This is a genomic window from Cupriavidus sp. CuC1, from assembly GCF_044627735.1.
Classification (GTDB): Bacteria; Pseudomonadota; Gammaproteobacteria; order Burkholderiales; family Burkholderiaceae; genus Cupriavidus; species Cupriavidus ulmosensis.
The window spans coordinates 22435-43108 of record NZ_JBIUHC010000084.1; the positions used below are offsets into that span (position 1 = coordinate 22435).

General features: G+C 67.9%; 21 protein-coding genes. 8 read left to right on the top strand and 13 right to left on the bottom strand.

The window, feature by feature from the left end; all coding sequences use genetic code 11:
• Position 1 precedes the first annotated feature (1 nt).
• A complete protein-coding gene (locus ACGLHR_RS30360; protein ID WP_400098254.1) occupies positions 2 to 1384 on the top strand; it encodes an FAD-binding oxidoreductase in 1383 nt (460 codons plus the stop codon).
• A gap of 21 nt (positions 1385 to 1405) precedes the next feature.
• Here the strand turns inward: ACGLHR_RS30360 and ACGLHR_RS30365 are convergent, their stop codons facing one another.
• Positions 1406 to 1927, bottom strand: coding sequence for an OsmC family protein (locus ACGLHR_RS30365; RefSeq protein ID WP_400098256.1), 522 nt, complete (start codon positions 1925 to 1927; stop codon positions 1406 to 1408).
• A gap of 113 nt (positions 1928 to 2040) precedes the next feature.
• Here ACGLHR_RS30365 and ACGLHR_RS30370 point away from each other — a divergent pair, with 113 nt between their 5' ends.
• Entirely contained in the window at positions 2041 to 2409 is a 369-nt protein-coding gene (locus ACGLHR_RS30370; RefSeq protein ID WP_400098258.1) for a type II toxin-antitoxin system RelE/ParE family toxin, read from the top strand.
• Positions 2399 to 2719: a helix-turn-helix domain-containing protein gene (locus ACGLHR_RS30375; RefSeq protein WP_400098259.1), complete on the top strand. Its 321-nt coding sequence runs from the start codon at positions 2399 to 2401 to the stop codon at positions 2717 to 2719. The genes ACGLHR_RS30370 and ACGLHR_RS30375 overlap by 11 nt, the downstream gene beginning before the upstream one ends.
• A gap of 35 nt (positions 2720 to 2754) precedes the next feature.
• Here ACGLHR_RS30375 and ACGLHR_RS30380 read toward each other — a convergent pair whose 3' ends face one another.
• The 7 genes from ACGLHR_RS30380 to ACGLHR_RS30410 all read right to left on the bottom strand — a co-directional run bounded on the left by ACGLHR_RS30380 (position 2755) and on the right by ACGLHR_RS30410 (position 8410).
• Positions 2755 to 3693, bottom strand: a complete 939-nt coding sequence (locus ACGLHR_RS30380; protein ID WP_318232301.1) for a LysR substrate-binding domain-containing protein — start codon at positions 3691 to 3693, stop codon at positions 2755 to 2757.
• Positions 3694 to 3724: 31 nt separating this feature from the next.
• Positions 3725 to 4615 carry a 2-hydroxy-3-oxopropionate reductase gene (locus ACGLHR_RS30385; protein WP_400098261.1) on the bottom strand — a complete coding sequence of 297 codons (891 nt, stop codon included), beginning with the start codon at positions 4613 to 4615 and terminating at the stop codon, positions 3725 to 3727.
• 51 nt (positions 4616 to 4666) lie between these two features.
• Positions 4667 to 5458: a 2-dehydro-3-deoxyglucarate aldolase gene (gene garL, locus ACGLHR_RS30390; protein WP_400098263.1), complete on the bottom strand. Its 792-nt coding sequence runs from the start codon at positions 5456 to 5458 to the stop codon at positions 4667 to 4669.
• 40 nt (positions 5459 to 5498) lie between these two features.
• A complete protein-coding gene (locus ACGLHR_RS30395; RefSeq protein ID WP_400098296.1) occupies positions 5499 to 5831 on the bottom strand; it encodes a hypothetical protein in 333 nt (110 codons plus the stop codon).
• Entirely contained in the window at positions 5737 to 6111 is a 375-nt protein-coding gene (locus tag ACGLHR_RS30400; protein ID WP_318232304.1) for a 5-carboxymethyl-2-hydroxymuconate isomerase, read from the bottom strand. Before ACGLHR_RS30400 ends, ACGLHR_RS30395 begins: the two co-directional genes overlap by 95 nt.
• A gap of 45 nt (positions 6112 to 6156) precedes the next feature.
• Entirely contained in the window at positions 6157 to 7251 is a 1095-nt protein-coding gene (locus ACGLHR_RS30405; RefSeq protein ID WP_400098266.1) for a malate/lactate/ureidoglycolate dehydrogenase, read from the bottom strand.
• Between the two features lie 112 nt (positions 7252 to 7363).
• Positions 7364 to 8410, bottom strand: coding sequence for a Bug family tripartite tricarboxylate transporter substrate binding protein (locus ACGLHR_RS30410; RefSeq protein WP_400098268.1), 1047 nt, complete (start codon positions 8408 to 8410; stop codon positions 7364 to 7366).
• A gap of 281 nt (positions 8411 to 8691) precedes the next feature.
• Here ACGLHR_RS30410 and ACGLHR_RS30415 point away from each other — a divergent pair, with 281 nt between their 5' ends.
• From ACGLHR_RS30415 to ACGLHR_RS30430, 4 genes are all read left to right on the top strand, one after another.
• Positions 8692 to 10395 carry a thiamine pyrophosphate-binding protein gene (locus ACGLHR_RS30415; protein WP_400098270.1) on the top strand — a complete coding sequence of 568 codons (1704 nt, stop codon included), beginning with the start codon at positions 8692 to 8694 and terminating at the stop codon, positions 10393 to 10395.
• Between the two features lie 37 nt (positions 10396 to 10432).
• Positions 10433 to 11857: an FAD-binding oxidoreductase gene (locus tag ACGLHR_RS30420; RefSeq protein WP_400098272.1), complete on the top strand. Its 1425-nt coding sequence runs from the start codon at positions 10433 to 10435 to the stop codon at positions 11855 to 11857.
• A gap of 62 nt (positions 11858 to 11919) precedes the next feature.
• Positions 11920 to 12912: a Bug family tripartite tricarboxylate transporter substrate binding protein gene (locus ACGLHR_RS30425; protein WP_400098273.1), complete on the top strand. Its 993-nt coding sequence runs from the start codon at positions 11920 to 11922 to the stop codon at positions 12910 to 12912.
• A gap of 42 nt (positions 12913 to 12954) precedes the next feature.
• Positions 12955 to 14028, top strand: a complete 1074-nt coding sequence (locus tag ACGLHR_RS30430; RefSeq protein ID WP_400098275.1) for an Ldh family oxidoreductase — start codon at positions 12955 to 12957, stop codon at positions 14026 to 14028.
• Positions 14029 to 14062: 34 nt separating this feature from the next.
• Here the strand turns inward: ACGLHR_RS30430 and ACGLHR_RS30435 are convergent, their stop codons facing one another.
• From ACGLHR_RS30435 to ACGLHR_RS30450, 4 genes are all read right to left on the bottom strand, one after another.
• Positions 14063 to 14590, bottom strand: a complete 528-nt coding sequence (locus tag ACGLHR_RS30435; protein ID WP_400098277.1) for a nucleoside deaminase — start codon at positions 14588 to 14590, stop codon at positions 14063 to 14065.
• Positions 14591 to 14713: 123 nt separating this feature from the next.
• Positions 14714 to 15520 carry an IclR family transcriptional regulator gene (locus ACGLHR_RS30440; RefSeq protein ID WP_400098279.1) on the bottom strand — a complete coding sequence of 269 codons (807 nt, stop codon included), beginning with the start codon at positions 15518 to 15520 and terminating at the stop codon, positions 14714 to 14716.
• A gap of 39 nt (positions 15521 to 15559) precedes the next feature.
• Positions 15560 to 17125 carry a class I adenylate-forming enzyme family protein gene (locus ACGLHR_RS30445; protein ID WP_400098281.1) on the bottom strand — a complete coding sequence of 522 codons (1566 nt, stop codon included), beginning with the start codon at positions 17123 to 17125 and terminating at the stop codon, positions 15560 to 15562.
• Positions 17126 to 17258: 133 nt separating this feature from the next.
• Entirely contained in the window at positions 17259 to 18863 is a 1605-nt protein-coding gene (locus tag ACGLHR_RS30450) for a methyl-accepting chemotaxis protein (protein ID WP_400098283.1), read from the bottom strand.
• A gap of 288 nt (positions 18864 to 19151) precedes the next feature.
• On the opposite strand from ACGLHR_RS30450, the gene ACGLHR_RS30455 reads away from it, so the two are divergent.
• Complete coding sequence (locus ACGLHR_RS30455; protein WP_400098284.1) at positions 19152 to 19937, top strand: EAL domain-containing protein; 786 nt, start codon at positions 19152 to 19154, stop codon at positions 19935 to 19937.
• On the opposite strand, the gene ACGLHR_RS30460 is transcribed toward ACGLHR_RS30455, so the two are convergent.
• A partial coding sequence (locus ACGLHR_RS30460) for a response regulator transcription factor (RefSeq protein WP_400098286.1) occupies positions 19856 to 20674 on the bottom strand: 819 nt, incomplete at its 5' end. The two genes, ACGLHR_RS30455 and ACGLHR_RS30460, sit on opposite strands and share 82 nt — an antisense overlap.

Sequence of the window (20674 nt, forward strand, 5' to 3'; positions counted from 1 at the left end):
CATGGCCGATCTGTCTAGTGAGCTGGTCAGTGGTTTGAAGTCGAAACTCAGAGGCCAGGTGCTGCAACCTGGCGAGGCGGGCTATGAGGCGGCGCGAAAAGTCTGGAACGCCATGATCGACCGGCGCCCCGCGCTCATCGTCAAAAGCGCCGGCGCGGCCGATGTCATCGATACGGTAGCGTTCGCGCGGGACAACGGCGTGCTGCTGTCGGTACGCGCCGGCGGCCACAATATCGGTGGGCTGGCCCTTTGCGAGGGCGCGGTCACGCTGGACCTGTCGGACATGAAATCGGTGCGGATCGATCCCAGCGCACTGCGCGCCTATGTCGAGCCCGGCGCCACGCTGGGCGATTTCGACCACGAGGCGCAGGCCTTCGGGCTGGCCACGCCGCTTGGCATCAACTCCACCACCGGCGTGGCGGGACTCACGCTGGGCGGCGGCTTTGGCTGGATCAGCCGCAAGTACGGCACCACCGTGGATAACCTGGTGAGCGCGCAGGTGGTGACAGCCGATGGCAAGCTGGTGCACGCCAGCGCCACCGAGCACCCCGACCTGTTCTGGGCCATACGCGGCGGCGGCGGCAACTTCGGCGTGGTCACCATGTTCGAGTTCGCCCTGCGGCCGGTCGGCCCGGAGATCTACGGCGGCCTGATCGTCTATCCGCTGGAGCAGGGCGTGGCCGTGTTGCAGGCCCTGCGCGACCGCTTCGACGGCATGCCCGACGAGCTGACCGTGTGGGCCGTGCTGCGGCTCGCGCCGCCGCTGCCGTTCCTGCCGCCGGAGACACATGGCAAGCCCATCGTGGCGCTGGCCATCTGCTACATCGGGCCGCCAGCCAACGGGCCGCAACTGGTCGAGCCATTGCGCCATCTCGGCACGCCCTATGGCGAGCATGTCGGGCCCATGCCGTTTGCCGCCTGGCAGCAGGCGTTCGATCCCTTGCTCACGCCGGGGGCGCGCAACTACTGGAAATCGCACAACTTCGCCGGCCTGGACGATGGCCTGCTCACGTTGTTGACGGACTACGTCAGCAAGCTGCCCTCGCCGCACACGGAGATCTTTATCGGCGCCATGGGCGGGCAGACCAACCGGGTCGCGGCGCACGCCACGGCGTATCCCAATCGTGATGCCAACTATGTGATGAACGTGCACGGACGCTGGACCGAGCCGGCCGACGACGACGCCTGCATCGCCTGGTCGCGCGAGGTCTTCCAGGCTGCGGCGCCGTACGCGCTTGGCTCGGTATACGTGAATTTCCTGACGCAGGAAGAGGGCGATCGCGTCAGCGCGGCGTACGGGCCGAACTATGCCCGGCTGGTCGAGGTCAAGCGGCGTTACGATCCCGACAACCTGTTCCGCCACAACCAGAACATCAAGCCTTAGTCCTGGTGGCGAGCTGGCTCGCTATGCCGCCGGCCCCGCGCCGACGGCATGGGTAACGCCGATCTGTGTTCCGCCGGCGAGCGTCTGGTACACCACGCAGTAGCGCTCGGTCAGCCGCAGCAGTGTTTCAACCTGGTCGGGCGGCGCGTCCGTATCCAGCTCAAACCGCACCCGGATTGCCTGGAAGCCCACGGCGGTTTCCTTGCTCACGCCAAGCGTGCCGCGAAAATCGAGATCACCCTCCACCAGCACGCGAGCGCTGCGCAGCGCAATGCCCAGCGCCGTCGCCACCGCATTCAGCGTGACACCGGCGCAGGCGGCCAGGGCCTCCAGCAGCATGTCCCCGGAGCAGGCGCTCAGCCCGGTGCCGCCGGTGGCGGGATGCAGGCCGGCTTCGACCAGCGCCTTGCCGGTTTCGACATTGCAGGTAACGCCTTCGCCTAGACGGCTCGATGCACGCAAGGTGATCGAGGCCGCCTCGGGGTGTTCGCGATACTTCTCCTTGAGCGGGGCCTGGATGGTGCGGAGTTGGTCGGCGTTCATGGGGGCTCCTGACGCTTGGTATTTCGAGTGCATCATGCGGCGCGTATCGTGCGATATGTTGAGCGGTATTGCACTCAGTGCTAGACTTTGTTATCCGAATTCTGGCGATTCACATGAAAGTCCTTTCCCCGCGTGTCTTCAAAACATCCTGGTTCAGCAAGGCCGCCGGCAAGGCTGGAATAGACGATGCCGAATTATGCGGGACTGCACAAGGGTTGCAGCAGGGCCAGGGCGATGACCTAGGCGGCGACGTCTGGAAGGCGCGGCTCAACAAGAACAGGCATCGCACAATCGTCCTCCACAAAGTCGAAAAGCGATGGATATTCACCTACCTGTTCGCAAAGAAAGATCGAGAGAACATCAGCGTCAAAGAGCTGGAAGGGTCCAAGAAGCTGTCGAGGGATTATGCGGCCGCCTCCCTCTCGCAGATCGCTGGACTGCTCGATCAAGGTGAACTATTGGAGATCTGCCATGACTACTAAACGCGTCAAAACCGACGCCTTCGAGGCAATCCACAGCGCTGCATCAGGCCTCTTGAGGGTGAAGGCCATCAACAAGAAGACCATGCGCGAGTATGACGACCTGTGCCTGGAGGCACCGCCACACTTCGGGGCTGAGGACATCGTCAAGATCCGCAAATCGGTCAACGTGAGCCAGCCCATTTTTGCCCGCTACCTGAACACAAGCACGTCGACGATTCAGAAATGGGAGACCGGGCAGAAGCAGCCCAGCGGGATGGCCGCGCGGCTGCTGCAGGTAGTCCAAAAGCATGGTTTGGAAGTACTTGCCTGAACGCCACTTTCCACTTTCAGGACAGCTTAGCGGTTTCAAATCAACCGCGCCCCCGGCCAGGCCCCCGACATCACAATATTGCGCACCGACTGCCTCACCGTCTGCATGATGTCCCACAGCTCAGGCACCGGCGTGCGGTTACGCGCGGTGGCAAGCGCCACCTGCCGCGTCACCACCGGATCCACCAGCCGGGCTGAATGCAGCCGGCCTTGCGCCACGCGATCCGCGACGGCGGCAAAGGGCAGCAGGGTGGCGCCGCAGCCGTCTTCCACCAACCGCATCGACACGGTATTGGACGCGTCGCACTCCAGCGCCAGTTGCAGGCTGGTGCCCGCCCGAGCCGCGAGCGATTCGGCCAGCACGCGCAAGCCGTGTCCCGTGCTGGGCAGGATCAGCGGCACTTCGCCAAGGCGGCGTACGGGAAAGGTCGGGCCGAGGTGGCTCCAGGATGTCGGCGTGACCAGCGTCAGGTCTTCTTCCAGCAGGATGTCGACCTTCAGCGCGCCTTGCTGCTCAGGCAGATAGAGCAAGGCAACGTCAATCTCGCCAGCCGCCAGCCAGGCCAGCACAGGGCTGGCCAGTCCTTCGACAAAGCGCACCTTGGTCGCGGGAAAGCGCTGTTTGAGCGCGGTGCCGATGCTGGCGAACGCGGTGTTGGCGATGGTGGGCTGCGCCGCGATCACCAGTTGCGCCGGGCCTTGCGCGGAGGACGCGCGGATGGCTTCACGGGCTTCGGCCAGCGTGGCCGCTACCTGCCGCGCGTAGACGATCAACGTCTGGCCAGCTTCGGTCAGCACCACGCCGCGTCCGCTGCGGTGGAACAGGCGGGTATCCAGCGCGGCCTCCAGCCGGGCGATCTGCCGGCTTACGGTGGACTGGTCCGCGCCCATTTCGAGCGCGGCGCGCGAGATGCTTTGCGTGTTGGCGACGCAGACGAAGCAGGCCAGATCCTCGGAGTTCATCGCGGTGGTCATGTCGTCGTGCCGGCGGCCGCAGTCCCTGGCATCAGGCCTTGTCGCCGATGGCGTGCCCGGACATATGCTCGAGCGCGCGCACCAGGCCGGAATGGTCCCATTTGGCGCCGCCGAGCGCGCCGCACACATTGAACAGTTGCTGGCACGAGGCGGTGTTGGGCAGGCTCACGCCCAGCTTGCTTGCCGTGGAGAGCGCGAGGTTGAGGTCCTTCTGGTGCAGTTCGATGCGGAATCCCGGGTCGAAGGTGCGCTTGATCATGCGCTCGCCATGCACTTCCAGGATGCGCGAGCTGGCGAAGCCGCCCATCAGCGCCTCGCGCACGCGGGCGGGGTCCGCGCCGGCCTTGGCGGCGAGCACCAGGGCTTCGCCCACGGCTTCGATGGTGAGGGCCACGATGACCTGGTTGGCCACCTTGGCGACCTGGCCGTCGCCCACGCCGCCCACCAGCGTGATGTTCTTGCCCATGAGCTTGAGCAGCGGCAGCACGCGGTCGAACACGTCCTGCTTGCCGCCGGCCATGATCGATAGCGTCGCAGCCTTGGCGCCGACTTCGCCGCCGGACACGGGGCCGTCCACATAGTCGCAGCCCAGCGCTTCGATCTTCCCGGCAAAGATGCGCGTGTCGATTGGCGAAATGGAACTCATGTCCACCACGGTCTTGCCTTTGGAGAGGCCCGCCGCCACGCCGTTCTCGCCGAACAGCACGCGCTCCACGTCGGGTGTGTCGGGCAGCATGAGGAAGATCACATCGCTTTGCTGCGCGACCTCGGTGGCGTTGGCGCAGGCTTTGGCGCCGGCATCTAGCAACGCCTTGGGCGGGCCGCTGCGCGAGTGCACATAAAGCGTGTTGCCGCCTGCCAGCAGGTGCTGCGCCATGGGCGTACCCATCACGCCCAGTCCGATGAATCCGATCTTGCTCATGTCAGTCCTCTCTTGGTGCCGGATGCAGCTAGATGCCACCCGATGCAGCGCTTAGCTGGCGAAACGATCGCGCAGCGCTTGCGTCGCGCTACGGAAGATATTCTGGTCCAGGCCTACCGCCACGAAGCTCGCGCCCATGTCCAGGTAGCGGCGCGCGTCGGCTTCTACCGGTGTCAGCGTGCCCACGGCCTTGCCGGCGCGCTTGGCGGCCTCGAAGATGCGCGCCACCTGCGCCTGCACTTCGGGGTGATTCGGATTGCCGAGGTGGCCGCAGGCAGCCGCCAGGTCGTTCGGGCCGATAAAGATGCCGTCCACGCCATCCACCGCGCAGATCTCGTCGGCCGCATCCACGCCCTTCTGGCTTTCGATCTGTACCAGTACGCAGATATTGTCGTTGATCTGGCTGAAGTACTCCGGCACCGTGCCATAGCGGTTGCTGCGCTGGACCGACGACACGCCGCGCACGCCTGCAGGCGGGTAGCGGGTGGCGCTGACCGCGCGCTCGGCCTGTTCGGCGCTTTCCACAAAGGGAATCAGGAAATTATAGAAGCCGATGTCCAGCAGGCGCTTCATCAGGACCGGATCGTTGGCGGGCGGGCGCACTACCGGCGCGCTCACGCTGCCTTGCAGGGCCATCAGTTGCGGGATGAAGGTGAGCACGTCGTTGGGCGAGTGCTCGCCGTCGAGCAGCAGCCAGTCGAAGCCGGCCAGGCCCAGGATCTCGGTGGTGGTGGCGTTGCCCAGCGAGCACCAGCAGCCGATCACGCGCTTGTGAGCCAGCACGTCGGCACGGAAGCGGTTAGGCAGGGGCGAGGGCAGGTTCGAGTACGGGAGGGTGGACATTGCGTTGGTATTCCTGTTTTCAGTGTCGAAGGCGAATGCGTCAGCCTGTGATGCCGATCTGCCAAGGCGCGAACTCCTGGGCGCCCAGGCCCAGCAACTCACTCTTGGTGCGCTGGCCGGAGGCCGCGGCAAGGATCTGCAAGAAGATGCGTTCGCCCATGCTTTGTATGGTGGCGGTACCGTCGAGGATCTCGCCGCAGCTGATGTCATCCAGCCTCGGGGAGGCTTCGGGGCCATCGTTGCTGCTTGTCTGCCTGTCTGCTGGCTTGCCCGGTGCTTCAGTGCGAGCCGCTGACGATCTGCTTGGTGAAGCTGGCGCGTTCCATCTCGACCACTTCCACGCTGACCTGCACGCTGTCTTCCGCGTTGGCAGGGCGCACGGCGTCGGCGATGACCTCGCAGATCGCTCTGCTCAGCGCCTGGCGCACGTCCAGCTCGCGGCCGTCCAGGATGTGCAGGCGCGCATGGACGAAGGCGCGTTCGCGCGCTTCGGTGCCCTGGCGGTAGGAGGTCAGCGTGATGCAGCGCGACTTGATGTCCGGCTCGCCGAACTGGCCGGAAGCCAGCAGCGCAGCATTGGCTTCGTCCAGCAACTCTTCCTGCGAGCAGGTGAGGCGGGTGTTTTCGGTAATTTCAATGATTAGGTGCGGCATGATGGCTAGGCCTGAAAGGTTCGGTGGGTCGCCGGGGCGGGTGGATCAGTCCACCGCCAGCCGGGACAGCGGGCCGGGCGATTTGCCGCGTGCTGCCTGCACGCGCGCCGCGGCGTCGTCGAGCTGGGCCAGCGTGCCGCTGTCCACCGGCATGAACTCGGCGCGGGCGCAGCGCCATGCGCGCTCGGGCTCGCCGGGCAGCAGGATGGCGTCGGTGCCGGGCTGCAGGTGCGATGAGCGCAGCCAGTCGACGAAGGCCTGCACTTCATGGCCGAAGGTGGTGCTGCTGCCCAGGCGCTCGGGATCGAACACGATGGCCAGCATATTGTTCCAGACCGCGTGCTCGTGGGTCAGGGTCTGCGGGCGGATGGTGTGGCCGCCCGTGACGGCCGCGCCTAGTAACTCGCACATTACCGCCAGCACATAGCCCTTGTGCTCGCCGAAGGGGCGCAGCGCGCCTTGCGCCTCGCCGGCGGGCGGGAACATCACGGCGGGGTCGTCGGTGGGATGGCCTTCTGTGTCGAGCAGGCAGCCCGGGGGCACTGGCACGCCCTTGTTGTTGGCCACGCGCACCTTGCCCAGTGCGATCGCGCTGGTGGCGAAATCCATCACCAGCGGCTCGCCGCCGGCCACCGGCACGCCGATGGTGAACGGGTTGGTGCCATAGCGTGCCTCGTAGCCGCCATGCGGGGCCACGATCGGCTTGGATAGCACATTGACGAAGTGGATAGAGATCATGCCGGCAGCGGTCGCCTGCTCGGCCCAGTGGCCGACCCGGCCAAGATGGTGCGCACTGCGCAGGCCCAGCACGCACACGCCGTGCTCGCGCGCGCGCTCGATGGCCAGGCGCATGGCTTCCTCGGTCACCGCCTGGCCCATGCCGCGATTGCCGTCCAGGCTCAGGATGCCGCCGGCCTCGTGCACTACGCTCACGCGCTGGTTCAGCTGAAGCTGCTCGCCCAGCCAGGACATCACGTACTTCGGGATCATGCCGACCCCGTGCGAGTCGTGGCCGGACAGGTTGGCGCCGACCAGGTGGTCGGCGGTCAGGCGGGCCTCGCGAGCATCGGAGCCGGCGGCGAGCCAGAGATCGACCACCCATTGATGGAGGGCGGGAGTCGGGATGCGGTGTTCACTCATGGGCTTGCGGTTCGAAAGAAGAAGGAGGGATGGGCGGGACAAGGCGGCCCCCATGATAAGCCGCCGGGCCCGGCTTGGGTACCCGGCAAGCCATGCGAGCCATGCGCTGGCGTCATTCCGGCCGGATGTTGGCGCTCTTGATCAGTTGCGCCCACTTGGCCACTTCGCTCTTCTGGAACGCGCCCAGTTCGGCCGGGCCGGCGCCGGACGGCTCGATGCCGAGCGAGGCAAGGCGTGCGCGCATGTCGGGTTCCTGGATGATCTTGCCGATGTCCGCGGCAAGGCGGTTGACGATGGGCGCGGGCGTGCCGGCGGGGGCGAACACGGCTTGCCAGGAAACGATCTCGTAGCCTCGCAGTTTCGGGCCGCCGGCCTCTGCCACGGTCGGCACATCCGGGAGCTCGCGGGCGCGCTTGGCGGCGGTGGTGGCCAGCGCGCGGAACTTGCCGGACTGGATCATCGGCATGGCGGCCACGCTGTTCTCGAACAAGACATCGACCTGGTTGCCCAGCAAGGCCTGCACGGCCGGGCTGCTGCCCTTGAACGGCACGTGGAGCAGCTTGACGCCCGCCATGCTGGAGAACAGCTCGCCGGCCAGGTGCTGCGAGGTGCCGTTGCCGGCCGAGCCGAAGGAGATCGCATCGGGCTTGGCCTTGGCAGCGGCGATTACGTCCTGCACGCTCTTCCACGGGCTGTTGGCGTTGACCACCAGCAGGTTGGGCAGCGTGCCGATCAGGGCCACGGGCTGGAAGTTCTTGATCGGGTCGTATGGCATCTTCGGGTACAGGCTCACATTGATCGAGTGCGAGCTGATGGTGCCGCCGACCAGGGTGTAGCCGTCCGGCGCGGCCTTGGCCACGTAGTCGGAGCCGATGTTGCCGCCCGCGCCGGCGCGGTTCTCCACCACCACCGGCTGCCCGATCATCTGCGACAGGCGCTGGCCGATCAGGCGGCCCAGCACGTCGGTGGTACCGCCCGCGGCAAAGGGAACCACATAGTTGACCGGCTTGGTCGGCCAGGCGTCCTGCGCGTGGGCCGGCAGCGCGCCAACGGCGGCCAGGGCGCTGGCGAGCAGGCCGAAGGCGAGGCGATAACGGAAAACCGGATGGGACTGATGGGCTGGCTGGCTGGCCCGGAAGGGCCGCAGGTGCAGAAGCATGTCTTGGTCTCCGTTGTATTTTTGTCTTGGCCATCGTCCTTTGCGCTGCGTGACGCGGCCGCTATGCTCTTGCAAGCGGCGCATGTGGCAGGGTGGGATCGCCTGGCAACAATCTACACGCGTGCCGCGGCAGTAGCCTTGCGTTTTACGCATAACAGAAATGCGCCTTAAGCCAAGCGCCCAAGGCGTCTGCGACATAACAATCGCTACGTTCCCGGTCCTTTCCGGTTCCGTCCCATTCCGGCCTCGGCCTGATCGCACTGCACCATTTCTTCTCTGCCATGACCAGCCCATCCGTTGCAGCTACCACGCCTTCCTCTTCATCTTCCACCAAGCCGGCGGCGCGCTCAGGCGGCCGGGTCCTGGTGGACGCGCTGCGCATCCACGGCGCCGAGCGCATCTTCTGCGTGCCGGGGGAGAGTTTCCTGGATGTCCTTGATGCGCTGCACGACCAGCCGGCCATCGACCTGATCGTCTGCAAGCACGAAGGCGCGGCGGCCAATATGGCCGAGGCCGACGGCAAGCTCACGGGCCGGCCGGGCATCTGCTTTGTCACGCGCGGCCCGGGCGCCACCCACGCCAGCATCGGCGTGCATATCGCAGCGCAGGATTCCACGCCCATGCTGCTCTTCGTTGGCCAGATCGCCCGCGGCCACAAGGGCCGTGAAGCCTTCCAGGAAGTCGACTACGGCGCCATGTTCGGCTCCATCGCCAAGTGGGTGGTGGAGATCGAGGATCCGGCGCGCATCCCGGAACTGGTGGCCCGGGCGTTCCAGTGCGCCACCTCGGGCCGGCCCGGCCCGGTGGTGATCTCGCTGCCCGAGGACGTGCTGGACGGCCTGTGCGAAGTGGCCGATACCGGGCGCTATCGCCCGGTGGCGGCAGCACCGCGCGCGGCCGATGCCGATGCGCTGGCCGCCGCGCTGGCCGGTGCCAAGCGCCCGCTGGTGATTGCCGGCGGGGCTAACTGGAGCGCGCGGGCGGCTGCCGATTTCGGGGCCTTCGTGCAGCGCTGGAACCTGCCGGTAGCCTGCGTCTTCCGCCGCCAGGATGTGTTCGACAACCGCGATCCGCACTATGTCGGCCACCTCAGCCTGGGGGTCAACCCCGCGCTGGCCCAGCGCGTGCGCAATGCCGACGTGATCCTGGCCTTCGGCACGCGGCTGGGCGATATCGCCACCGACGGCTACACCTTGCTGGAAGCGCCGCAACCGCGCCAGCGCCTGATCCACCTGCATGCCGACAGCGCCGAGCTGGGCCGCGTGTACCAGCCAGAGCTGGCCATCCACGCCGGCATCGAGCCCGGCGCGGCCATGCTGGCCGCGCTTACGCCGCCGGCTGCCGTGCGCTGGGGCGAATGGACCAGCGCCGCGCGCGACGCGCATTGCGCATTCGCGGCTTCGGCCAAGCCGCATCCGCAGCTCACCGGCGTGGATATGGGCGCGGTGATCGCGCACCTGGACCGGGTCTTGCCCGATGACGCCGTGCTGACCAACGGCGCCGGCAACTACACGGTCTGGCTGCATCGCTACTATGCCTATCGCCAGCCGCGCACCGAGCTGGCCCCAACCTGCGGCGCCATGGGCTACGGCCTGCCCGCGGCGGTCGCGGCCAAGCTGCGCGACCCGCAGCGCACGGTGGTGTGCTTTGCCGGCGACGGCTGCTTCCTGATGTACCCGCAGGAGGTGGCCACGGCCGCGCAGTACGGCGCCAACCTGATCGTGGTGGTGGTCAACAACGGCATGTACGGCACCATCCGCATGCACCAGGAGAAGCGCTATCCAGGGCGCGTCAGCGGCACGGATATCCCGAGCCCGGATTTCGTGGCGATGGCGCAGTCGTGCGGGGCCTGGGCAGAGCGCGTGACGCGTACGGAGGACTTTGCCGCGGCCTTTGCCCGGGCCCAGGCAGCGGGCAAGCCCGCGGTGCTGGAACTGGTCACGGACCCGCGCCAGATCACCCCGACGATGCGGATCGCGGACTAAAAAACAAAAAAGCAAAATACAAGACAGGAGACACCCCATGACCGATGCCACGCTGGCCGACTTGCGCAGCCGGTTTGCCGGCCGCTTGCTGAGCGCACCTGAAGACACCGCGCCGTTTCTCACCGACTGGCGCCGCAGCTGGACCGGCCGCGCGCTGGCGGTGGCCCAGCCCGATACCACGGCCGACGTGGCGGCCGTGGTGCGCTGGTGCGCGGCGCGCCAGGTGCCGCTGGTGCCGCAGGGCGGCAATACCGGCATGGTGGGCGGCGCCATCCCCGACGACGGCGGCCGCGCGCTGGTGCTGTCCACGGCGCGGCTGAACCGTATCCGCGAGATCGATCCGATCAACAACACGCTCACCGCCGAGGCGGGCTGCATCCTGGCCGCCGTCCAGCAGGCGGCGCAGGAAGCGGGCCGCTTGTACCCGCTGTCGCTCGGCGCGGAGGGCAGTTGCACCATCGGCGGCAATCTCGCCAGCAATGCGGGCGGGGTGCAGGTGCTGCGCTACGGCAATACGCGCGAGCTGTGCCTGGGGCTGGAAGTGGTGACGCCGGATGGCGAGATCTGGGACGGCCTGCGCGGCCTGCGCAAGGACAACACCGGCTACGACCTCAAACAGCTCTTTATCGGCGCGGAGGGCACGCTGGGCGTGATCACCGCCGCCACCCTCAAGCTGTTTCCGCGCCCGGCCGCGCGCATGACCGCGCTGGCGGCGGTGAGCGATCCGCACGCGGCACTGCGCCTGCTGGAACTGGCCCAGCGCCGGCTGGCCGCCACGCTGACGGCGTTCGAGCTGATGAGCGGCGTGTGCGTGGCCCTGGTGGCGCGACATTTCCCGGACTGCCGCGCGCCCTTCGAACAAGCGCATCCCTGGTATGTCCTGCTGGAAAGCAGCGACCCGCACAGCGAGGCGCGCGCCACGCAGGCTTTCAGCGAACTGATGGAAGAGGCTTTCGAGGCGGGCATCGTGGCGGACGCCGCCATTGCCGCCTCGCACGCGCAGTCTGATGGCCTGTGGCGGATCCGCCATCACCTGCCCGAAGCCCAGTCGCTGGAGGGCGACAACCTCAAGCACGATATCTCGGTGCCGATCTCTGCGATTGGCGAGTTCATTGCGCACACCAGCGCCGCCATCGTGGCCGCCAACCCCGGCGCACGCGTGCTGGCCTTTGGCCATCTGGGCGACGGCAACCTGCACTACAACGTCAGCGCGCCGTACGGCGTGCCGCAGCCGGCGTTCGTGCGGGCCAACGGCGCGGCCATCAGCGCGCTGGTGTACGAGGCCGTGCACCGCGTGCGCGGCTCGATCTCGGCCGAGCATGGCATCGGCCAGTTGAAGGTCGACAAGAACGCGCACTACAAATCCGGCGTGGAATTGGCGCTGATGCAAAAGATCAAGCAGGCGCTGGACCCGCACGGCCTGATGAACCCGGGCCGGCTGCTGCCGGGTGCATCGCACTGAGCGCACCGGGTACCGTGCACCACGCACCACGCACCACAACAAGAACCACAAAGGAGACACCCATGCATCAAAGCTACAAGCCGTCGCGCCGCGCGCTGCTGGCCGTCCTGGCCGCCACCGCCGCGTGCGTGGCGTTGCCCGTGCAGGCGGACACCTATCCGTCCAAGCCGATCCGCGTGGTGGTACCGTTTGCCGCCGGCGGCAATACGGATATCGTGGCGCGGCTGATCGGGCGCGACCTGCAGAAGGCGCTGGGCCAGCCGGTGGTGGTGGAAAACCGCCCGGGGGCCTCGGGCAATATCGGCGCGGACATCGTCGCCAAGTCGGCGCCGGACGGCTACACCTTCCTGATGGGCACGGTTGGCACCAATGCGATCAACGCCAGCTTCTATCGCAAGATGCCCTACGATACGACCAAGGATTTCACCGCCGTAGCGATGGTCGCCTCGGTGCCGAATATCCTGGTGGTCAATCCCGCCGTGCCGGCGAAGAACGTCAAGGAGCTCACGCAGTTCGTGAAGAGCGAAAACGGCAAGGCCACCTTTGCCTCGTCGGGCGCGGGCAGCTCGATTCACCTGTCGGGCGAGTTATACAAGGTCATGACCGGAACCCAGATGGTGCACGTGCCGTACAAGGGCAGCGCGCTGGCGGTGACGGACCTGATGGGCGGGCAGGTGCAGATCATGTTCGATAACGCGCCGACCTCGCTGCCCTTCGTCAAGTCCGGCAAGCTCAAGGCGCTCGCCGTGACCGGCACCCAGCGCATGAGCGCGCTGCCCAATGTGCCGACGATGGAAGAGGCCGGCCTGCCGGGCTTTGTGACCGGCTCGTGGTTCGGGCTGTTTGCCCCCGCCGGCACGCCGCGCGAGATCGTGTCCAAGGTGAGCGATGCGGTGATGGCAGCCATGCGCAGGCCCGAGTTCCGCGAGCAGCTGGTCAATGCCGGCGCCGAGCCGGACCCGAAGCCCGCCGCTGAATTCCAGACCTTCGCGCTGGCCGAGAAGGCGCGCTGGGAAAAGGTCGTCAAGGCGGCCGGCGTATCGGTCAACGAGTAAAACCCTGGGCGCGCCGGTCGCGCCCGATCTGACGGAGCCCCTATGCAAAGCCAACCCCCAGTCATCGTGCGCCATGACGCCGCCGCGCTGCGCACCATGGCACAGGCCATGTTCGAGCGCGCGGGCATGCCCGCCGACCGGGCCGCCGACGTGGCGGACATCCTGGTCGAAGGCGACCTGATGGGCCACGACACGCACGGCCTGCAATTGCTGCCCACCTACCTGGCAGAGATCGAAAGCGGCAGCATGGCGGTCAAGGAGGACTACGACGTGCTGGCCAACCGCGCCGCCGTGGCCACCTGGGACGGCAAGCGCCTGCCGGGGCCGTGGCTGACGCTGCGCGCCATGGAAAGCGCGATGGCGCGGGCGCGCGACTACGGCACCGGTACCGTCACCATCCGCCGCGCACACCATATTGCGTGCCTGGCGGCGTACCTGGAGCGCGCCACGCGGGCGGGCTTTGTCATGCTGCTGTACTCGTCGGCGCCTGCCGCCATGACCGTGGCGCCATTCGGCGGCACCCGCCCGGTGTTCTCGCCCAGCCCGGTGGCGGCGGGTTTCCCCACGCCCGACGGCCCGGTGCTGATCGATGTTTCCACCTCGATCACCACGGTTGGCTTGACCACGCGGCTCTACAAGGAAGGCAAGCGCCTGCCGCATCAGTGGCTGATCGATGAGAACGGCAACGCCAGCGACGACCCTGCCGTCATGTTCCCGCCGCACGCGGGATCGATCCTGCCGCTGGGCGGGCTGGACGCCGGCCACAAGGGTTATGCGCTGTCGCTGATGGTGGAAGCGCTGACCGCCGGCCTGTCCGGCCATGGCCGCGACGATCCGGGCAAGCGCTGGGGCAATACCGTGTTCCTGCAGATACTGGACCCATCTGCCTTTGCCGGCGAAGACGCCTTTGCGGAACAAATGGGCTGGATTGCGCGAGCCTGCACGGACAATCCGCCGCGCCCGGGCGTGGATCGCGTGCGCCTGCCGGGACAGGGCGCGCTCGAACGCAAGGCGCGCCAGCTGCGCGATGGGGTGGCGCTGAACCCTGCCATCCTGCCGCAGCTCAAGCCCTGGCTGGAGAAGTTCGGCATGTCGGCGCCGGCGCCGCTGGCTTGATGCAAGCGCTAGGCTGGGCCTGGGCGAGGCGAGTTCAGCCCTGCCAGAAGCCCGCGTGCGCCCGCGCCGCTTCGTCCTCCAGCGCGGGGCCCAGCACGACAACGCTGTGCTGCCCGCGCGCGAAGACCTCGCGGCAGGGCAGGGAGAAGGTGGGGTTCTCGGGGTGCGCGCCGGTCAGCGTCAGCAGCCGGTGCTCGGATAGCGCGTACACCACCCGGCCGATGTTGCACCAGTAGATGGCGCCGGCGCACATGCAGCAGGGCTCCGCGCTGGTGTAGAGCGTAGCGCTGGCGAGCGCCTGCGCGGACAGCTTGCGGGCGGCTTCGGCCGCGGCGGCCAGTTCGGCATGCTGGGTAGGGTCGCCCTCAGGCGGCATTGAGTTGTTGCCGGCGCTGGCGATGATATTGCCGTCGGCGTCCGGCACCAGCGCGGCAAAGGGATGCCGCCCGCGCGCGCGGGACGCCTCCGACAGGCGGATGGCCTCGCGCAGCAGGCGCAGGTCCTGCTCGCTCAGTGCGGTGGTGGCTGCGGCGTTCGCGTCGGCGGCAATCAGTGTGGCCATGGTCGGGTTCCGGTTGGTTGGTAAATTGCGTGGATGGCGTGGGGCTGTGCGTCTCGACAATGGTACCGGGAGCCAGAAAGGTGACCCGCCGCCCGGCGCGGATGGCCGCTGAGGCGTCGGCGCCTAGCGCTCCTGCGCGCGCAGCGCGGCTTCGATGCCGCGAATGCTCTCGACCAGGCGCGGACGCACCGTCTCAAGCAAGAGCCCGGCCGGCACGATGGCACTCGGGCCGCTGCATGACAGCGTCATCGGCGGCAGCGCCGGGCCGGGCCGGAACGCGGCGGCGATCGAGTTGATGTCCGGCAGCCATTCGCCAAACGACGTGGTGCAGCCCTGGCCTTCCACCTCCGCGCGGCTGCGCGCCACAATGGCTTGCGCGCTGGCGGCATCGATCCCGTCGTGTTGCCGGAAGGCAGCCAGCGCTTGCCGTTGCTCCAGGGCGGGCAACGCTTCCAGGTAGGCACGCCCGGCGGCCGAGGTCAGCCCGGAAATGCGCGTGCCGACCGCCACCCGCAACGTCAGGTACGACTCCGACTGGCAGTTCTCAAAGATCAGCATCTGCGCCCGATCGCGCACGATCAGCGACGTCACGCCCTGGGACAGGTCGGCCAGCTCCTGCATGAACGGCCGCACCACGGCCAGCATATCCACGCCATGCTGCGCCGCGGGCGCCAGGGCCAGCGCCGAACTGCCGAGCTGGTACTTGGCCTGCTGCGGGTCCAGCCGCAGGTAGCCCAGCTCGGTCAGCGTATGCGTGAGGCGCGACACGGTCGATTTCGGCAAGCCGCAGCGCTGCGCCAGCTCGGCGTTGCCCAGCCGCGTCTCGAAGCTGCGGAAACTCGCCAGCACGTCGAGGCCCCGCGCCAGCGCGGTCACGAAATGCCGGTCTTCCTTGTGCTGCGGTATGGCTTCGGTCTGCGGGTCGGACATGGGTGGCCTCGGCTGGCTTGGGGTTGCTGGCTTTCCGTCTCAGCCTGCGCTGGCCAGCAACTCGCGCAGCTTGGCCTTGAGGATCTTGCCGGACGGCGCGGCCGGCAGGTGGGCCACGATCCTGACTTCGGCCGGGATCTTGTAGGGCGACAGCTGCTCACGCAGGAACGCGCGCAGCGCGGCCTGGTCCAGCATCATGCCCTCGCGCACTTCCACGAAGGCGATGACTTCCTCGTTGCCTTCCACCGCGCGTCCCACCACCGCCGACTGCAGCACGGCCGGGTAGGCGTTGATCGATTGCTCGACTTCCTCCGGGTACACGTTGAAGCCGGAGTGGATGATGATTTCCTTGGAGCGCCCCACGATGGAGACGGCGCCGTCGGCGTCGATGCGGGCCAGGTCGCCGGTGTGCAGCCAGCCGTCGGCGTCGATCACCTGCGCGGTCAGGTCGGGGCGGCGGTAGTAGCCCTTCATCACGTTGGGGCCGCGCACCAGCAGCTCGCCACTGCCATCGGGCAGGGGCTCGCCCAGGCGGATCTCCACATCCGGTACCACCAGGCCCACCGAGCAATCCGTGCGCGGCGACTCCACCCGGGTCTGGCAGACCGTGGGCGAGGTCTCGGTCATGCCATAGCCGTTGTGCAGGATGATGCCGAAGCTGGCTTCAACCGCCGCCTTGAGCGTGGCGGTGAGCGGTGCGCCGCCCGATTGCGCCATGCGCAGCGCGGGCGCTTGCAGCGGGGTTGCCTGGGCGCGGCTCCATTCGATCAGCTTGGCGTACATGGCGGGCACGCCATGCAGCACGGTGAGCTGCTCCGCGACCAGCGCGTGCGCCAGCTTCTCGGGGCGGAAACGCGGTTCGTAGAACACCGTGGCGCCGTTGGAGAGCGGGCCCACCAGCAGCACGGAGAGGCCGTAGACGTGCGAGATCGGCAGCACGCCGTAGACCCGGTCTCCCGGCTGCACGCGCGCCTGCAGGCGGTTGGAGCGGCCGATGAACATCAGGTTGGCGTGCGTCAGCATCACGGCCTTGGCGGCGCCGGTGGTGCCGGTGGTGTAGATCAGCGCGGCAACCTGGTCGCGCGCCGCTGCGTCCACCGGCTCGGCCACGGCGGCTGCATTGAGCACGCCGAGCAGCAGCTTGCCCGCATGCGGCCATGTGGCCGGCTGCGCGCCGCGCGCGAGACCGTGCTCGCGCGCGTCAGGATGGGCGTTGTCAAGGTAGAGGGCGACGCGCGCGCCCGAGTGCTCGATGATGTTGTCGATCTCGCGGGCGGACAGGCGGGCATTGACCGGCACGGCCCACGCGTCCAGCGCGCTAAGCGCCAGGATCAGCACCGCGCAGCCCACGCTGTTCTCGGTCACCAGCACCACGCGATCGCCGCCGCGCACGCCGACGTCAGCCAGTGCGCGGGCGGTTTCGGCAATGGCGCCGTCCAGCTCGCCGTAGCGCAGGGACCGCTCGGTGTCCATCAGGGCCACGCGCTCGGGATGGCTCTGGACCCAGGGGCCGATGGTCTGGTGCAAGCGAGAGAATGAAGTGGAAGGCGAGGTGGAGGGGGCGGCAGCCGGCGCGTGCGCGGCGGGCGTGGGGGTGCTACTCATCACGGTCTCCAGATAAGGCGTCCGGCGTGGGCCGCCGGATTTTTCGATGGCGGAATGGTCCCACCGATCGCCTCATGCGTCAACTGCACCGTGGAATCAGTGTTCTGCATTGCAGAACACTGATTGTCCAGCCTCAGAACCGAAAGCGCGCGACCCCAGCTGACAGGCCTGCCGCTTGCTCATCCAGGCTGGCCGCCTGCACGGTGACGGCTTCGACCAGTTCGGCGTTCTGCCGGCTGGTCTGGTCGAGCTGGGCCACCGCCTCGCCAACCGAGCGGATGCCGCGCGCCTGCTCGTCAGCCACCCCGCACAGCCGCTCGGCCAACCGGTGGCTTTGGCCTACCGCCTGCTCGATGCCGCTCATGGCGCTGACCACTTGCCCGCTAAGGCGTGCCCCACGGGCGATCTCCGAGCTGGCTTGGCCAATGGTGGTACGAATCTCGCGGGCGGAGTTGGCGCTGCGCTGCGCCAGCCCGCGCACCTCCTGCGCAACCACGGCGAAGCCGCGCCCGGCCTCGCCCGCGCGGGCCGCTTCCACGGCGGCGTTGAGCGCCAGGATGTTGGTCTGGAAGGCAATGCTCTCGATCACCTCGACCATTTCCGCGATATTGCGCGAGTGCTGGTTCACCGTATCCATGGCACCGCTCATCTCGCTCACCACGGCCATGCCGGCGTCGGTGGCTTCGCGTGCCTGGCGTGCCATGGCGCTGGATTCGGTGGCCTGGGCGTGGGCTTGCCCTACCAGCGTGGTGAGGCCGGCGACGCTGTCGGCGGCGGCGGCCAGGGCGGCCGCCTGCAGTGCGGTCCGGCGCGACAAATCGTGGTTGCCGCTGGCAATGCCTTCGCTGGCCGCGGTGATCTCGGCGGCGGAGAGCTGGATCCCTTCCAGCACGCCGGCGAGCTGGTCGCGCATGCGCGCCAGCAGGCTCATCAGGCTGTGGTCGTCGCCGGGGCGCACGCGCACGGCTTGCTGCAGGTCTCCCGAGGCGATGCGGCTGGCGACCTTGGCCGCGTCCGCCGGCTCGCCGCCCAATTCCGAAAGCAGCAGGCGCGAGGCAAACCAGGCCAGCGCCGCCGCCGCGGCAAGGCTCGCCACCAGCATGCCAACCATCATGGCCTGGGCGCGTAACTGGCTGGCAGTCACCGTGGCTACCGTATCGGCGGCCTGCTGCTCCTGCTGCTTGCGCGTGACCTCGACCAGATCGGCCAGCTTCTGCAATTGCTCGCCAAGAAAATGGCCGTCGACCGAGACCGCGCTGTCGAACTGCAGGGCGTCGAGCGGCTGCTTGCGCAGCAGCGTGACATAGTCGCGCAGCATCGCCGCGGCGCTGTCGCGTTCGGCTTGCAGCGCCTTTGCCTGCGCGGGCGCGGCCGTGCGGACCGTGGCAAGGGCCTGGTCGAGGCGGGCGAGGGCGCTATCGATGTCGGCCGCTGCGCCATCGCGCTCGGTGCCGCTGGTGGCCATGGTCAGCGCAAGCTGGGCGCGGCCCAGGCGGGCAAGCGCCGATTGCGCGCGTTCCGCGGCGATGGCGCCCTGCATATCGCGTTGATAGAGCGTATCGGTCATCTGCTTGACCGAGACCAGGCTGAAGATGCCCGTGAGCCCCACCACGGCGCCGAACACATAGACCAGTGCAAACGCCGCGCACATGCGCGCGCTGAGCGGAAGCCGGCCCAGCCAGGCGGGCATGCGCCGGCCGGCGCGGCGTGGAAGGCGAAGGTTGATGGCTTGCAACACGGTTGAGACTCCGATGGACCACGCGGCCCATATGCTGACCCTGGGGTGCCGCCATCTCGCGCGCCAGCTTGTAGCGCCGGCTTGCCGCGGGCGACGGCATGACTTTGTTATGGCTTGCATGCTCGCTGCAACCTGTGACGCATGGATGACATCCCGGCATTGCGCAGGGGTAATCGGCTTTGTCATCCGCGTGACACATCCTTGACATGAAATAGAGGGCGAGTCACATCGACTCACCAGCTTCTTGCGCCTGGCGCCGCGCCTCCCCACGTCACGTTCACTCCGTCCATGCAGATTGCCTCCCCCTTGGCTGGCGCGCCCGTGCCGCGGCTACGCTTGCCGCCGCTCCACGCCGTCTTCCAGCCGATAGTGCTGCTCGGCACCGGCCAGGTGCTGGGCTACGAGGCGCTGGTCCGGGGGCCTGCCGATTCGCCTCTGGCCATGCCGGATGCCTTGTTCCGCCTGGCTCGCGACGAGGCCGAGACCATCGAACTGGAGTTGCAGGCGGCGCGCACGGGGCTGTCCACTTGCCTTGCGAATGGCTTGCACGGCAAGCTGTTCCTCAACTTCAGCGCCATGGCGCTGCGCTACCTGCTGGCCGACGGCGGGAGTGCCATGCGGGCACTGGTGGCGAACAGCATCGCACCGGATCGGGTAGTGATCGAGGTCACGGAGCAAACGCCCATCGAGGACGCGGAGCGCTTCGGGCAGGCCATGGCCGTGCTCTGCGAACTGGGCATGCAGTATGCGCTGGACGATTTCGGTACCGGCCATGCCAATCTTGACCGGCTGGTCCACCTCGCGCCGCATTACACCAAGCTCGACAAATCGCTGGTGCGGGGCATCGGCACTTGCCCGCGCCGGCTTGAGGTAGTGCGCACGGTGCTGGCCCTGGTCAATGCGTTGGGCGGCGCGGTGATCGCCGAAGGCATCGAGGACGCCGATGAGCTCGCGGTGCTGCGCGATCTCGGCGTGCCCTTTGGGCAGGGCTACTACCTCGGCCGGCCGGCGCCGCGCCCAGCGCTCGGCGGGCCAGGCCACGACGTCCGCGCGCCGGCCTCATCCAGGCGATAGCCCTGGCCATACACCACCGTGATCACCAGGCCATTGCGCGGATGCAGCTCCAGCGCCCTGCGCAGGCGCGATACCAGGCTCGCCGGCGCGCGGGATAACGGCGGCAGCGAATAGCCCCAGATCGCGCGTTCGATATGGGCGTGGGACAAGACACGGCCGACGTTGGCAAACAGCAACATGGCCAGGTCGAACTCCTTCGGGGTCAGCGAGAGCCGGCGCCCCTGGAACACGGCCTCGTGCGCCAGGCAATCCAGTGAATAGAGCCCGACTGTCATGTCCGGGTTCGGCGCTTGCCGGCGCGAGGCGGTGCGGCGCTGCAGCGCCTGCAGCCGGGCTACCAGCTCGCGCGCGCGCAGCGGGCGGATCATGTAGTCGTCGGCGCCCGCCTGCAGGGTACTGACGACCGAGTCTTCGTCGCGCCGGTTGGAAACCACCATGACCGCCACCTCGTTGCGCCAGGCGCCGCGCACCGCGCGCACGGCTTCCAGGGCAGGCATGTCGGCGAGCTCGTGGTCGATCAGCAGGACGTCGTAGCCGGACTGGTCGATGCCACGGAAGAGTTCCCGGCTTGCGTGATAGGTGTGGCAATACACGCCGGCGCGAGAGAGGGCGTCTGCGATGGCCTTGGCCTGAAGCGACAGATCCGCTAGCAGTGCAATCTTCATCAGTTCGCGCGGGAAACATCGGCCTTCAGGCCGGTGAGGGATAGCGCGCGACGCGAAGCGTCGCCCCTGTGC

Coding starts and splice junctions, on each gene's coding strand:
- ACGLHR_RS30440 (WP_400098279.1), bottom strand. CDS start 15,520: ATGTCCGACCCGCAGACCGAAGCCATACCGCAGCACAAGGAAGACCGG.
- ACGLHR_RS30435 (WP_400098277.1), bottom strand. CDS start 14,590: ATGGCCACACTGATTGCCGCCGACGCGAACGCCGCAGCCACCACCGCA.
- ACGLHR_RS30380 (WP_318232301.1), bottom strand. CDS start 3,693: ATGACCACCGCGATGAACTCCGAGGATCTGGCCTGCTTCGTCTGCGTC.
- ACGLHR_RS30375 (WP_400098259.1), top strand. CDS start 2,399: ATGACTACTAAACGCGTCAAAACCGACGCCTTCGAGGCAATCCACAGC.
- garL (WP_400098263.1), bottom strand. CDS start 5,458: ATGTCCACCCTCCCGTACTCGAACCTGCCCTCGCCCCTGCCTAACCGC.
- ACGLHR_RS30415 (WP_400098270.1), top strand. CDS start 8,692: ATGACCAGCCCATCCGTTGCAGCTACCACGCCTTCCTCTTCATCTTCC.
- ACGLHR_RS30385 (WP_400098261.1), bottom strand. CDS start 4,615: ATGAGCAAGATCGGATTCATCGGACTGGGCGTGATGGGTACGCCCATG.
- ACGLHR_RS30370 (WP_400098258.1), top strand. CDS start 2,041: ATGAAAGTCCTTTCCCCGCGTGTCTTCAAAACATCCTGGTTCAGCAAG.
- ACGLHR_RS30425 (WP_400098273.1), top strand. CDS start 11,920: ATGCATCAAAGCTACAAGCCGTCGCGCCGCGCGCTGCTGGCCGTCCTG.
- ACGLHR_RS30420 (WP_400098272.1), top strand. CDS start 10,433: ATGACCGATGCCACGCTGGCCGACTTGCGCAGCCGGTTTGCCGGCCGC.
- ACGLHR_RS30365 (WP_400098256.1), bottom strand. CDS start 1,927: ATGAACGCCGACCAACTCCGCACCATCCAGGCCCCGCTCAAGGAGAAG.
- ACGLHR_RS30360 (WP_400098254.1), top strand. CDS start 2: ATGGCCGATCTGTCTAGTGAGCTGGTCAGTGGTTTGAAGTCGAAACTC.
- ACGLHR_RS30455 (WP_400098284.1), top strand. CDS start 19,152: ATGCAGATTGCCTCCCCCTTGGCTGGCGCGCCCGTGCCGCGGCTACGC.
- ACGLHR_RS30445 (WP_400098281.1), bottom strand. CDS start 17,125: ATGAGTAGCACCCCCACGCCCGCCGCGCACGCGCCGGCTGCCGCCCCC.
- ACGLHR_RS30400 (WP_318232304.1), bottom strand. CDS start 6,111: ATGCCGCACCTAATCATTGAAATTACCGAAAACACCCGCCTCACCTGC.
- ACGLHR_RS30430 (WP_400098275.1), top strand. CDS start 12,955: ATGCAAAGCCAACCCCCAGTCATCGTGCGCCATGACGCCGCCGCGCTG.
- ACGLHR_RS30405 (WP_400098266.1), bottom strand. CDS start 7,251: ATGAGTGAACACCGCATCCCGACTCCCGCCCTCCATCAATGGGTGGTC.
- ACGLHR_RS30410 (WP_400098268.1), bottom strand. CDS start 8,410: ATGCTTCTGCACCTGCGGCCCTTCCGGGCCAGCCAGCCAGCCCATCAG.